The sequence below is a fragment of the Pseudomonas sp. yb_9 genome (assembly GCF_043103635.1).
GTDB lineage: Bacteria > Pseudomonadota > Gammaproteobacteria > Pseudomonadales > Pseudomonadaceae > Aquipseudomonas > Aquipseudomonas monteilii.
Map to the genome: position 1 here is coordinate 92781 of NZ_JBICKA010000007.1, position 13488 is coordinate 106268.

Genomic DNA, 13488 nt, shown 5'->3' on the forward strand with positions numbered 1-13488 from the left:
TGAAAGCTGTACTGTACCTGTGTGCGGGCTTGCCCGCGAAAGGGCCCGCGCAGGCGACCCATTAATCTCAGGTATGGCTGATATCCCGATCCTTGGTCTCTGGCATGAAGAAGATCCCCAGTACCGCCGTCATCACGGCAATCACGATCGGGTACCACAAGCCGTAATAGATATCCCCGGTCGCCGCCACCATGGCAAACGCAACCGTCGGCAGGAAGCCGCCGAACCAACCGTTGCCGATGTGGTAAGGCAGCGACATCGAGGTGTAGCGGATACGCGCCGGGAACAGCTCTACCAGCCAGGCGGCAATCGGGCCGTAGACCATGGTCACGTAGATCACCAGAAGGGTCAGCAGCAACAGCACCATCGGGTAGTGGATCTTCGCCGGGTCAGCCTTTTCCGGGTAGCCCGCCTCTTTCAATGCACCACTCAAGGTTGCAGTAAACGCCTCGCTCTGCACTTTGAAGTCCGCTGCGGCCATGCTCCTGCCTTCAAAGCTCGGCAGTAACCGCTCACCAATACGGATCTGCGCCACGCTGCCAGGTTCGGCCGCCTCGTTGGTGTAGGGAATGGCGCGCTTGGCCAGCAGGCTCTTGGCGATGTCGCAGGAACTGGTGAATCTGGCCTTGCCCACCGGGTCGAACTGGAACGCGCACTGGCCAGGGTCTGCCACCACCACCACCGGGTTCTGCTCCTGGGCAACGAACACGTCCGGGTTGCCGTATTCGGTCAGCGCCTTGAAGATCGGGAAATAAGTCAGCGCAGCGATAATGCAGCCGGCCATGATGATCTTCTTGCGGCCAATGCGGTCAGACAAGCTGCCGAAGAAGATGAAGAACGGCGTGCCGATCAGCAGCGAGCCGGCAATCAGCAGGTTGGCCGTCTGTGGCTCGATCTTGAGCATCTGCAACAGGAAGAACAGCGCATAGAATTGCCCGGTGTACCACACCACGGCCTGGCCAGCAGTGCCGCCCAACAACGCCATGATCACCACCTTGAGGTTGTCCCAACGGGCGAACGACTCCGTCAGAGGTGCCTTGGAGGCTTTGCCTTCGGCCTTCATCTTCATGAACACCGGTGACTCGTTGAGCTGCATGCGGATGTACACCGAAATCGCCAGCAGCAGGATCGACAGCAGGAATGGCACCCGCCAGCCCCAGGCCTCGAAGGCCTCGGTCCCCATGGCCGTGCGGCACGCCATGATTACCAGCAGCGACAGAAACAGCCCCAAGGTGGCTGTGGTCTGGATCCAGGCGGTGAAAAAGCCGCGCCGCCCCTTCGGTGCATGCTCGGCCACGTAGGTGGCCGCGCCGCCGTACTCGCCACCCAGTGCCAGGCCCTGCAGCAGGCGCAGGGTGATCAGGATGATCGGCGCGGCCACACCGATTGCGGCGTAGCCAGGTAGCAGGCCGACGACAGCGGTGGACAGGCCCATGATCACGATGGTAATGAGGAAGGTGTACTTGCGCCCGATCATGTCGCCCAGGCGGCCGAATACGATGGCACCGAATGGCCGTACGGCGAACCCGGCAGCAAAGGCGAGCAAGGCGAAGATGAACGAGGTGGTTTCATTGACCCCGGCAAAGAAGTGCTTGGCGATGATCGCCGCCAGGGAACCGTACAGGTAGAAGTCGTACCATTCGAACACCGTGCCCAGGGAAGAGGCGAAGATGACCTTGCGCTCCTCCCGGGAGATACCGCGTTGGGGCGCGCTACTGCCCGTGGATGTGCTGTCGAAAACCGCCATGGGTTGCCTCCGTCATGTCTTCATGCAGGCCGGAGCACCTCACAACCACTTCACCGTCGCACCCAGGCCCTGGGGCTTGCTTTGGTTGCGCGAAGCACGACGAGGCAGGCCGCCTCGGATCGCAGCAAGGTAACTGAAGCATAATCGGGTTTGGCGGGATATCCACCCGCCTGGCCGCACTGCGGAGGGCAGCATGAACAATACGGCTACACCGGGCTGGCTAGGCGATATCTGGTTGGCTGACGATCACTGCCTGCTGCTTTCTACACTCGGCACGACCGACCGTCATGTGCACTACGCGCATCAGGTGCTTGTCGGCCTCGGCGCCGATATCGAGGTGCGCGTGGGCGAGCAGATCTGCAGCGGCCCGCAGGTGCTGATTGCCTCGCAGCAACCTCATGCCATCCTCAGTCATGGCTTACCGTGCCTTACCCTGTTCGCCGAGCCGCTGGCATTCGACCTGGCAGAACTTGCCTTGGCCTGCGAGCACGCGGGCAACCGTGCAGAACACCTGGCAGAAAGCCTTGGGCATTGGCCGCGCCGCCGGCTCGACCCCCGCCTGGGAAAAGCCCTGCAGCGCATCCGCGCGCTCGATGAGCAAGCCTTGCCGGCCCGGGAACTGGCCAGTACCGCGACGCTGTCGATCAGCCAGCTGGAGCGCCTGTTCAGCGGTTCACTGAAGCTGTCGGTGCGGCGGCTGGTGTTGTGGCAGCGCTTGCGTGTGGCCATGCAAAGGGCGCTGAGCGGCGCCAGCCTGACCGAAGCGGCATTGGCGGCAGGGTTTGCCGACTCGGCCCACTTCACCCGCAGCGTTCGCCGGCAGTTCGGCCTCAGCCCCCGGGCCGCCTTGTGCGGATTGCGTCTACGTACGGTCGGCTAACGCCTGACACAACCCCGCTGGCAATACCGCAGGTGAATGAGCATCGCCGTTCACCCACGGCTCGCGCAATTGCGCCAGGTAGGCCTGCGGATAGTCGGGCCGATCCCCGATGCCCATGTCGTCGTCCGCGAGCGCATAGCCTGGCAGGTACAGGACCGTGCCAAGCAGCCGGTCCCAGAGCGGAAAGAACAGCGCGAAGTTGACGTCGCCAGTGCTGCCGTACTTCAGGTGATGCAGGCGATGCACCGGCGCCCAGGCGAACACATGGCGCAAGCCGCCAATGCGCATGTCCACGTTGCTGTGTTGCAGCAACAGCTGGATAGACACACTGAACGCCAGCAGCGATGCCACCTCGACGGGCAAGCCAAGCAGCAACAACGGCAAGGTGCCGCCCAGGGTTTCGAGCAACTGGTGTAGAGGATGCTTCATCAGGCCGTTGAAACCGTACAGGCGCGTGACACTGTGGTGCACCGCATGCAGCCGCCACAGCAGCGGGCTGCGGTGGCTGGCGTAATGCACCAGGGTGATGCCCAGATCGGCCAGCGCAATGGCTAGCAGCAACTGCAGGGCCAACGGCCAGTGATCAGGCCAAAGCCCCGTACCCGGGAGCCAGGTGGCAAGCAGCGGAATGGTCGCCACGCTGCAGAGGGTCAGGCATTCATTGACCAGCGCATGGCAAAGGTCACGTCGCCCCTCGCCTTGTACCTGATTCCAGACAACCTTGAAGGGGATGAGCCGTTCGCAGATAAATGACAGCAACACGGCACTGGCCAGCAGGGGCAGTAGCCACAACGGCTGGGCTGCCAGTGACAGTGCGGCGGCAATGAAGCCAAAGAAGAACAGTGGGGCATACAGGGTGCGCATGGGCGACTCCAGTCAGTCAGGAGCCGCCAGTGTTAGGCCTTAGGCAAGGTGGGCGCTTGAAAGAACGGCGCATGCTTGGCCGCTACGCGGAACCGGCGTCCACTTCAAGAACAGCGTTACCGCAAAAACTGCACGACCGCTGCCAGCACCCCCTCAGCCTGTTCCCGATGCGGTACATGCCCACACTCTTGCAGCAACTGCATCGCCGCCGGCCCACCCGCCAGCGCCACCAGCCGCTCGGGGTGCACTGGCGAGCCGAACTCGTCGTTATCGCCATGCAGGCTCAACAGCGGGCAGCGGACCTGCGCCAACACGGCATCCAGGTTCCACTCGGCAAAATCCTCAGCCAGCCAATTGTCCACCCAGGCGCGCAGTACCCATTCGGCCTTGCTGCCGTGGTAGCGCTCCAGCCGTTGCAGCTGGCCGGGCGCGGCAAACCGCAGATCGGCGGCACGAATGCCCTCAAGGGTACGCGCTTCGACAAACGCTTGCGCCGACTCGGTAATCAGCCCCACGCACTGGCTGGCGAAGGCCGCCGCACAGGCCACGGCCATGCCACCGCCAACGCTGTGACCGAAGACAATGAAATCGGTAATGCCAAAGTACTCGCGCAGCGCCGTGAACCCTTGCTGCGCCTCGTTCTCGACAAACCCCAGGCGCAACCTGCCCGGGTGTGCGTCGGACCGGCCAAAGCCCAGGCGGTCGTAGGCGATTACCCGGTGCCCGGTGGCGTGGGCCAACTGCACCGGAAAGTCGCGCCACAACGCCACACAACCCAGCGAATCATGCAGCAGGACAATGGGCGCCCCCTGCACCTGCAGGGGTACCCACTCCTGAGCGAACAGCCTGCCTTGGGCGGTGTCGATCCAATGCTCATGGCTGTGCAGTGCGCTCATACCGCCGCCGGCACCGGCCCCTTCAACTCGACCTGGTTGCCATCCGGGTCGTAACAGTACAGGGACAGCCCCTCGCCTTCGGCACCATAACGCTTCTCTGCGGGCTCAACCTTGACCCCGGCGGCTTCCAGGTAGGCCGTCAATGCCACCTCATCGAACGGCTCGATACGCAGGCAGAAATGGTGCAGGTTGCGCCCCTCCACCCCCGGTGCCGCCCCGCCTGGCTGGCCCAGCGGGCCGTCCAGGGTCACCAGGTCGATCATCGCCGTGCCCGTGGCCAGGTGCACCATGCCCAGGTCGTCGCGCACGCGGCTGACAGCGCAACCCAGCAACTCGGTGTAGAAGGCAACACTGCGCGGCAGGTCGCTGACGCGCAGAACAAGATGGTCTATGTGCTTGATAGCGAACGGTCGCATGCCGGGCTCCTTGTTCCGTGTGCGCGAATACGTTCGCCACCATAGCCCAGCTTCGCCCGGCGTGACCAGAATCAGCTACTCGTTAACCAACCGTTGCAGCACGCGCCCTTCATGCCGCGTCAGGATGCGCAACAGTTGGTCGACCAGCGCCCGGTCCGGGGTCTCCAAGTGGAAGTGGTGCCCGCCCGGGTGCCACGAAATCTTCGCCTGACCAGGCAAGGCGGCCTCGCGCCGGGTAAAGGCTTCGCCGGTGAATGCCCCCTGGCGACCAAACAGCAGGTACAACGGGCAGCTGATCTGGTTGAGCAGTTCGCAGGCTTCGCGCTCGGTCAGCGGCATCGGTTCGGGCAGCACCAGCCGCGGGTCGTGGCGCCAGCAGTAGCCATCGCCCAGTTGCAGCAGGTCGCGCAGCGCCAGCAGCCGTGCGGCACCTTCCGACAGCTCGGTGTCCAGGCGTTCGCGGCGTTGCGCCAGGGCGGTGTCCAGGTCGTCGAAGCGGCCGGGGTCTGGCTCGGCAAACCCCGGCAGCTGGCTGCGCTGCACCATGCGCTTGAGCCGGTAGGCCCGCGCCAGGTGCTGCACGCGGTCATCCTCGGCCACCGTGAACGGTGCCCCCATGCCGTCGAGGAAGGTCATGCTGGCAATGCCGCTGGTCATGGCCGCCAGCAGCGATGCCACCCCGGTCCCCATGCCGTGGGCCAGCACATGGAACTGCGCCAGCCCCAGACTGTCGGTCACCGCCAGCATATCTTCGGCATGCTCCCAGAGGTAATAGCCACTGTCGCGGCGGCGATGGTCCGAACGGCCGTGACCAACCAGGTCGGGGGCCACCACGAAACAACCGTCCAGCATCGGTGCCAAGCGTTCGAACGAGGCAGCGTTGTCCAGCCAGCCATGCAAGGCCAATACGGGAATACCGTCTTCGGCGCCCCAGGTGCGGACCGCTATTTCAATACCATCAAGGTCTAGCAGGTGGTCTTTCGGACTGCACAGCGAACGCATTGCAACTCTCCTTGGCTGAAGCCTGCGCCATGGCCTGCCTCCACCCTCTCGCAGATCTCCCCCTGCTGCTGGCCCCTCACCGACACACGCATGCGCAAGACCGACCGCTACCGACAACTATCTACCGCACCACGGCGCCTTGATGAGTGTGGACTATCCCCTCTACGCAAGAGGTCATGACCATGACAACCCCCACGCCGCTGCATAAAAACCAGATAACCCGTGCATTGCCCAAATGGAGCAAGGCGCTACACCCCGCACACACGCAAAAAGTGGTGCAAAGCCTGCGCAGGGACTATCTGGCTGAAGATGGCACCCCTTACCCATGGTATGCCACTGCCGATGCGCCCGCGCGCGAGCAGTTGCGCAACGCCATCAAGGCGCGAAACAAATGCCTGGCGCAACTCAAGGCAGCTCTTGCGGGCTTCAAGGACATCATCACATTCAGCACGCCTCTGCTAACCAAGCAGTTGAATGTGAGTGTGCCCGTAGACAGGGCGCAGTATGTCTTTCAGCCCTTTGAAGCCGATGCCGATATCTGGACCGGCGTTCCTGACCTGGAAGTGCCTTTGTTTCCTGACCGGAAGGTGGATGTGCTGGCCACCCGCCCCATGGGCGAGCCGCAAGCACGTAGCTTGCTGGAGGCGGCCCTGCACAACTTCGAAAGCCTGGATGAAGTAGGCGCCTACAGCAGGCTCACCTGTGCACCAGGCAGCGAAACCCCTTTGCCAGGGCTGACGATGGCGGACTTCGTCAAGCATTGTCGGGCACTGGACCTGGGCCAGCGCTATCAAGATCACCTGCTGGCAACCCATGAGGGCGCCAACCGCGCTGAAGTCCAGCGCCTGTCGATTCAAGCCAGCCGTGAAGCTTTGAGGGTGCAGGCACTGATCGCAAAGCTCAAAGGCCTGCTGAGCGACCGCGGGGGCAATGCGCTCATTCAGTTATGCGATGGCAAGCCCCGGCCCACCTATGATGAACAGCCGTTGCGCTGCTGGAACTTCAGCCTGTTCGGTATCCCCATCCACGAGATCCTCTTCATCGGGCCCGACGAGCCTAGCCAGATAAACCCGTGCATTGTTTACATACCTGAAGACAACGAGCACCCGGTCAGGGAATTTGCCTCACTCCAGGCAGCAGGCAAGCACCTGCGCAGACGCTTGCTGCAGAGGACATTCCGTCGTGCGTTGGTCCATTTCGCCTACAAGGACAGGCAACAGGAGCTGGCCGACAAACTGGAGAACGCGCTGTTCGAGAAGGACGATGCAGGCATACACAGACCCCGACACAAGCCTGTACTCCATTTCACCCCCTCGCCCATCCGCACCGATCCCTGGGCCACCTTGTACAACGCGCACCTTGCGCGCATGAAGGCCGACGCGAAAATCATTGCTGTCCCCACTGCCGACGTAGACGCCAAGGCCCGCAACGAGCGCCTGAAGCATTGGCTCGATATCGGCATGACTGTGCTCAACGTGGCTGCGTTCTTCGTGCCCGGGCTGAACACCGTCATGCTTGGTGTTTTCGCCTACGACCTGATGAGTTCTGTGTTCACCGGGTTCGAGGCCTGGGAAGAAGGCGATACCCAGCAAGCGCTGGTGCAACTGGAATCATTGGCCATCAATGCGGCGGTCATCGCCGGTTTTGCGGTAGGCGCCAAGATCGTTCAGGCATCAGGCTTCGTCGATGCACTGACGAGTGTGTGGCACGACGATCAGGAGGTGCTCTGGCACCCCGACATGAAGCCGTATGCAAGCCCAGCGGCTATCCCTGAGGGAGTTCAACCCGATTCGCTCGGCCATGTGCACGTCGATGGGAAGACCTACCTGAAGCTGAATGGGACGCTATACGAAGTGTTTCAGGACGCCGAGCAACAATGGCGCGTGCGCCACCCCGAGGATGCACAGGCCTATGCGCCGCGCTTGTTGCATCAGGGTGACGCTCGCTGGCAACTCGACCATGAACAACCGCTGGAATGGGACCACCAGCAACTCATGAGCCGCCTGGGCAACTACACCACTGGCCTGGACAAAAGCGAGCTGGACTACGCCATGCGCAGTACCGGTACCGATGAAAGTGTATTACGCCGTAACCAGGCAACAGGCTCACGCCCACCCGCCCTGTTGATCGACACCTTGCAACGCCTGCAACTCGACAACGAGGCTCGACAGATCATCGATCGCGTACGCCATGGGTTGCCGCTGGCAGCGTACAAGGACTTTGTCTTACCTGAACTGCTGCGCCTGCCGGGGTGGTCTGAGGGGATTGTACTCAAGGTTTACAAAGGGCCAGAACCCTGGGGCGAGTCTATGCGCTACGGCCCGCCCCATTCGACGGGGCAAATAGAAATCGAAGTCACCCGCAGCGACCTGGAAAATGGCCAACTGAGCCAGACCGTGCTGGCTCAAATGGATGAAGAAGTCTCGCTGAGACTGCTGGGTGACACACCGCCCGAGCAACGATCTTCTGCCTTGAACAACGCGCTCGCGACACATCTGGAAGCGCATCGCGAGGCGTTGTTCAGCAGCCTGCAGCAAAGCCGCCGGCCCGTCCTCCCCCCAGCCGCCCACCCCCTCGCCCGGCAGTTTCCCGGCTTGCCGGACAGTGCGCTTGAAGCGTTACTGGCCAACATCAGCAACGCCGAACGGCTAAGCCTGACAAACGGACGGGTGCCGCTTCGCATTGCCGAAGAAGCCCGCCGTCTGCAAGCCCGTGCGCGGCTAGACCGCGCCATCCTCGGCATGTTCAGGCGCAGCCTGGCTAACGATGACAGCCAACGCCTGAAACAGGCCCTGCAAGCCGAGCACCCACAGGCTGACTCGGCCCAGTTGCTGCAACTTGCCCTCGCCGATCGCCAGCGCTGCGCCTCACTGCTTGGCCAACAGCCCGTCAAGCCGAGCTTCCGCTCCCCCTTGCGCATGGCCAACGGCCAACTTGGCTACCCTTTGAGTGGTCGGGGCCTGCCCGCCGCCTGCCGCCTTCGAGCACTCTACCCCGAACTCAGTAGCCCGCAAATCAGTGCGCTGCAAGCTGATCTTGCCCAAGGGGGCGACCTGGGTATCGCCATCAGTCGGCTGGAAGCAGAACAGCGTACCCTCAGCCGTGACCTCAACCGCTGGGCCAACGCTTCAGCTTCGCTGGAAGAGCGCTTTGATCGCCAGCAATGCGCCGAACGGCTGATGAGTGCTTCCCGGCGTGAAGGTGGCGCGCAACGCGAGGCACTCGTGCTGGACCGCATGCGGCTGGAAGCGCTGCCAACGTTCACTGCTCGCATGCCGCATATCCGGCAACTGACGCTTGAAGGGTTGCAACTGCGGCGCCTGGACAGCGGCTTGCTGTCAAACTTCCCTAACCTGGAAAAACTGGAAATCATCGGCAACCCCGACATGGACGCCGAAACACTGTTCGAGGCGCTCAAGTCTGCGCCACGGCTACGCGAGCTGGGCCTGACAAGCAATGGCTTGACTGCCCTTACAGCCACTGCCCAACAAGCCATAGAGGCGATGCCCGGCCTGAGAATACTTGGCCTCAGCCGTAACCGCCTGCAACTTGATGACGCCAGCTTGAGTTTCCTTGCGCGCTTGCCACTGGATGCACTGGGCCTGGGCAACAATCAGATCACACTCGATGAAACCCTCGCAGCCCGTTTTCAGGACATGATTCACCCCATGGTATTGCACATGCCCGGCAACCCATTGCAGCAGCCACCCGACCTGCGCTTCATGGCCCGCCTCAGCCACCTGGACCTCGAGCGTTGCGAACTGCAGCAATGGCCCGACAGCTTGACCACCCTCATGAGCCAGCCCCAGTACCAACTGCGCTATCTCAACCTCTCCTCCAACCGCATTCGCACACTGCCAGACCTGCCAAGGGTGCTGCGTACCCCCTTCGCCCGTGACGTCGCCGCGCGCCTGCCTAAGCGCCGCTGGCTGTTCAACTACAACACGCTGGAAGCCCAGACACGTGCACGCCTGGGCAGCAGTGGCGTCAACGTATTCGAACACGCAGAGGACGTGCCACAGTGGCAAAGCATTTTCCGTGGCGACGCGAGCAATGCCGAAGAGCAACTGTGGAGCGACTTGTTCGACCAAGGTGAAAACGCGGCGTTGCTAGGGGTACTGGAGCGTCTCGCCCAGTCGGCAGAAGCGCTGCGCGATGCCGAAACCGTGAGCGAACGTGTCTGGGACTTGCTGGAGAAGGCTGCTGAAGACACCGAGCTACGTGAGCGCCTGGCCACCGTGGCGGGCGACTTCCCCCCAACCTGTGGAGACGCAGGCGCCGACGCTTTCAGCGCATTGGAAATAGAGGTACTGGCCCACGAAGCCGCAGGCCGTGCCGGTAGCCGACCCACCGATCTGCTGAGGCTGTATCGCAAGCTGTACCGACGCGACCAGGTCAATCAACTGGCCGACCGCATCAGCTGGAAAAGATCCTTGCGCAAACAGGCGCTGCTCGATGGCGTCTTCGATGAAGATCTTCCCGCTTACGATGTGCTCGACGAGCCCTCCGCGTTTCCGGACTTCGACCTGGAAACGGGGCTGGTGGACGATATCGAGGTGCGCCTGGCGTTGCGCCAGTCTCTGGCCACCGCGCTGGACTATCCTGAGCCAAGCCGAGGCATGTTGTACCGCGACACAGCCAGGATCAACCAGACCATCATCGACCGAGTGAAAGCTGCGGTCCTGGCGCTGGATACGGATGCCAACGCGCGGGAACAATGGTTGAACCAGCAGCCGGGTTGGGTCGAGTACCTGAAACGTGAGCATGCGGCACAGTTCAGCCTGATCACCGACTTTTGGCGGCCGGGCCTGGACTACCTGTACTACTGCCTGGATGAAACCGCCGACCCGGTCACCTCCCTGGACAGTTCTGTTCTACGAGCGCTGGCCGGCGTCATGCCTGAAAGCCCATTGAGTGCTCAAGGAGTGCTGCGTCGCGTCTCGATCAACGAGCAGCAGTACCGCCAAGGGGTGGACGTGCTGACTGCCGAGCAGCAACAGGTTGAAACCGGCCTGCTGACCAGCCTCACTCGCCAGGCGCAAACCCTCGGCGGCTAAGCGGTAATCACTGCCCGCGCAGGTCTTCGAAGAAGGCCTGCCGGCCATCCACCTGGCTGGACGCCCGCGGGGCCGCCGCTTCGCCATTGGCGGCCTCCACATGCCAGTAGCAGTGCTGCACGGCGCGGGTCACCGCCACGTAGGCCAGGCGCTGCACTTCTTCCTTCTGCGCCGTATCGAACGCCTGCGCATCACCGGCCCTGCCCAGCCCGGCCTGGCGGTACACCTGGTTCTTGTAAGGCGAACTCGTCAGGTACTGGCAGTCGCCCAACATGAACACCGCATCGGCCTGCAAACCCTTGGCACTGTGGTAGGTGAGCTGACGCAGTCGGCGCTGCTCGGCCGGCAATGCCGCCTCGGCGTGCAGCACGCTCTGCAGGTGCTCGTTCATCAAGGCCCTGTCGCTGCCCTTGCGGTAAAGCATCATCACCGTCTCGCCCCGTTGGTAGTGCTCGATCAGCGTTTCGCCCAAGGCGGCCTCGTCACGGTCGAACACCTTGACCGGCGAACCCGGCAGCTCGGCTGCGGGGCCACTGGCCCGGGCTTTCTTGCCGGCAATCGCCGGAGTGCCCTTGACCAGATGCTCGGCCGCGTCGATCACCTGCTGCTGGCAGCGGTAGTTGTCGACCAGCATCACCCGGGTGTTGGCCGGCGACGGGAAGGCCTTGGTGAACTCCATGAAATACTTGGGCGAACTGCCACGCCAGCCGTAGATCGACTGCCAGTCGTCCCCCACGCACAGCAGCGAGGAATGCTGCGCATGGCGCCCGGTGTGCATGGCCGGGCCACGTCGGCGTATTTCGGCCAGGCAGGCACGCAGCCAGCTGACAATCTGCGGCGACACGTCCTGGAACTCGTCGATCATCAGGTGCGCCAGTGGCCGCAGCAGCGGGTCGGGCAGCAGTTGCAGGTTTTCCGGGTTGTTCTCGCCAAAAAGGGCGAACATGCGGTTGTAGCTCATCACCGGTGGCGACTGGTCCAGCAGGTGCGCTTCCAGGGCTTTCCAGTACAGGGCCAGGGCCTCGAAGAACAAGGCATCGCTGTCGCCGGACGGGAAACTCATCGCCGCCACTGCGTTATTTACGTCCAGGCCAAGGTTCTCGATGAAATTGGCCGCGCCGACAAAGGCATCCAGCAGTGGCGCCGGGGCCAGCTCACCCTTGACCTTGTACTCGAACCCCGGGCCAGCCACGGCATCACCCGCCAGCGAGGCCGCCAGGCGCCGGGCCATGGCGTAGTTGTCCAGCCAAATCAGCGGCCGGTCGCAGAAGGCCTGCAACAAAGTGCGCTTGACCGCCCACTCGGCACGCACTGCCAGCTTGGCGCCGGGGCGCTGGTACTGGGCACTTTCTGCGGGGTCGAAGCCCAGCACCACCCAAGGCCCCTGGCCTTCCAGCCGGCCATGCACATGGAAGCGGCTGCCACGGATGTCGACGGTTTCGCGGCAGGGTTCGATGCCCTTGATCGGCCAGGCACCAGCGGCGAACCACAGGTCCTCGATCACATCGCACAGCTCTTCGTCGCGCTGGGCCGCCAGCTGCGTTACCTGTGCGCGCTTCTGCACATCGGGGTTGTTCGGGTCCAGTGGTTTCAGTTGCAACGCTTCGCTGCGCAACAGGCCGACCAGTTCGGCAAAACGCGGGCTCTCGCCCAGCAAGCTGCTGTAGCACTGGTTCAGTTGCTGACGCTGGGCATCGTTAAGGCGCAGGTCGAACGGGTTGCTGTCGGCCTCGGCCTCACGCCCGGCGGGCATCTCGTTGCCCAGCGTCTCGAAGGCGCGCACCTGGTCGAAGCCCGGCAGGCTGCGCACCAGCGGCAGGATGCGCGAATGGAAGGTACGCACCAGTTCGCGGGCCTGCACCGGTTGCAGATTGATCTGCCACAGGGCAAACACTTGAAGCAGGCGCTTGATGAAATCCTTGCGCGACTCGCGGGTGAAGGTGACCACGGTCATCGCATCCAGCTCGTACCCCAGGTAATGGCGCAGCAGCAAAATGCGCAGCACCAGCGACGTGGACTTACCCGCGCCAGCCCCAGCCACCACGCAGGTGGACGGGGTGTCGCTGAAAATCAGCTTCCACTGTGCGGCACTGGGCTGGGCCTCGGCGGGCAAACGCTGGGCGACATCGGCCTTGAAGCGCTTTTTCAGCTCGGCCGTCAACGGCAGGCGCCAGTCGTCGAACAGGTTATCGTCCCGGCCCGGCACACCAGCGGTGTCTGGACGGGAGTCGCGGATCACCAGCACCTGGCGCCCGGCCTCATAGCCTTCCATCCGTCCACGCTCAAACCCTTCACGCTCAGCCTCGGCATGGCCACTGCGCTGGCCCTCGGCGTGCCCCAGGAACCATGAGTCGCGGTGCTGAGCCTGCAGGCGGGTCAGGCCACGCCCCAGCAGGCGGGCGACCAGGCGACGAAACCAGGGCAGTTGGGCGGGCGGGGTAAGGTCGGCGGGGGCCTGGGGTTGCTCGTGGGCCACGGTCACTCCGTTGAAAAACAAAATCAGCGGGCATGTTCGCTGCATCGAAGGAAAATCGCCAGCGAATGCTTGCAGATCAGTGGATTAGGCGATGAAGCGAAGAAAGGCCAACAGAAATCACATCTATTAAACTGATTACTTTAAGCCTAT

Annotated in this window: 8 protein-coding genes; 2 read left to right on the forward strand and 6 right to left on the reverse strand. The window is 63.0% G+C overall.

All coding sequences use genetic code 11. The features are described 5' to 3' along the window. Window positions 1-67: 67 nt before the first annotated feature. Window positions 68-1747: an MFS transporter gene (locus ACF8MI_RS01985; protein WP_060497184.1), complete on the reverse strand. Its 1680-nt coding sequence runs from the start codon at window positions 1745-1747 to the stop codon at window positions 68-70. Between the two features lie 193 nt (window positions 1748-1940). Here ACF8MI_RS01985 and ACF8MI_RS01990 point away from each other — a divergent pair, with 193 nt between their 5' ends. Next, a complete protein-coding gene (locus ACF8MI_RS01990) occupies window positions 1941-2627 on the forward strand; it encodes a helix-turn-helix domain-containing protein (RefSeq protein ID WP_060497185.1) in 687 nt (228 codons plus the stop codon). Here the strand turns inward: ACF8MI_RS01990 and ACF8MI_RS01995 are convergent. From ACF8MI_RS01995 to ACF8MI_RS02010, 4 genes are all read right to left on the reverse strand, one after another. Then, entirely contained in the window at window positions 2610-3491 is an 882-nt protein-coding gene (locus ACF8MI_RS01995; RefSeq protein ID WP_104834534.1) for a sterol desaturase family protein, read from the reverse strand. The genes ACF8MI_RS01990 and ACF8MI_RS01995 overlap by 18 nt on opposite strands. Before the next feature lie 116 nt (window positions 3492-3607). After that, the gene (locus ACF8MI_RS02000) at window positions 3608-4387 is read right to left on the reverse strand and encodes an alpha/beta fold hydrolase (protein ID WP_060497187.1); all 780 of its coding nucleotides are present in this window, start codon (window positions 4385-4387) and stop codon (window positions 3608-3610) included. Beyond that, a complete protein-coding gene (locus ACF8MI_RS02005) occupies window positions 4384-4803 on the reverse strand; it encodes a VOC family protein (protein WP_200929443.1) in 420 nt (139 codons plus the stop codon). The genes ACF8MI_RS02000 and ACF8MI_RS02005 overlap by 4 nt, the downstream gene beginning before the upstream one ends. 75 nt (window positions 4804-4878) lie before the next feature. Next, window positions 4879-5805 (reverse strand): alpha/beta fold hydrolase, encoded by a 927-nt coding sequence (locus ACF8MI_RS02010; protein ID WP_060497189.1) that lies wholly within the window; start codon window positions 5803-5805, stop codon window positions 4879-4881. Window positions 5806-5987: 182 nt separating this feature from the next. On the opposite strand from ACF8MI_RS02010, the gene ACF8MI_RS02015 reads away from it, so the two are divergent. After that, window positions 5988-10862: an NEL-type E3 ubiquitin ligase domain-containing protein gene (locus ACF8MI_RS02015; RefSeq protein ID WP_325076035.1), complete on the forward strand. Its 4875-nt coding sequence runs from the start codon at window positions 5988-5990 to the stop codon at window positions 10860-10862. Window positions 10863-10869: 7 nt separating this feature from the next. Here the strand turns inward: ACF8MI_RS02015 and ACF8MI_RS02020 are convergent, their stop codons facing one another. After that, complete coding sequence (locus ACF8MI_RS02020) at window positions 10870-13383, reverse strand: UvrD-helicase domain-containing protein (RefSeq protein ID WP_200928436.1); 2514 nt, start codon at window positions 13381-13383, stop codon at window positions 10870-10872. Between the last annotated feature and the right edge of the window lie 105 nt (window positions 13384-13488).

Coding starts and splice junctions, on each gene's coding strand:
- ACF8MI_RS01985 (WP_060497184.1), bottom strand. CDS start 1,747: ATGGCGGTTTTCGACAGCACATCCACGGGCAGTAGCGCGCCCCAACGC.
- ACF8MI_RS01990 (WP_060497185.1), top strand. CDS start 1,941: ATGAACAATACGGCTACACCGGGCTGGCTAGGCGATATCTGGTTGGCT.
- ACF8MI_RS01995 (WP_104834534.1), bottom strand. CDS start 3,491: ATGCGCACCCTGTATGCCCCACTGTTCTTCTTTGGCTTCATTGCCGCC.
- ACF8MI_RS02000 (WP_060497187.1), bottom strand. CDS start 4,387: ATGAGCGCACTGCACAGCCATGAGCATTGGATCGACACCGCCCAAGGC.
- ACF8MI_RS02005 (WP_200929443.1), bottom strand. CDS start 4,803: ATGCGACCGTTCGCTATCAAGCACATAGACCATCTTGTTCTGCGCGTC.
- ACF8MI_RS02010 (WP_060497189.1), bottom strand. CDS start 5,805: ATGCGTTCGCTGTGCAGTCCGAAAGACCACCTGCTAGACCTTGATGGT.
- ACF8MI_RS02015 (WP_325076035.1), top strand. CDS start 5,988: ATGACAACCCCCACGCCGCTGCATAAAAACCAGATAACCCGTGCATTG.
- ACF8MI_RS02020 (WP_200928436.1), bottom strand. CDS start 13,383: ATGCAGCGAACATGCCCGCTGATTTTGTTTTTCAACGGAGTGACCGTG.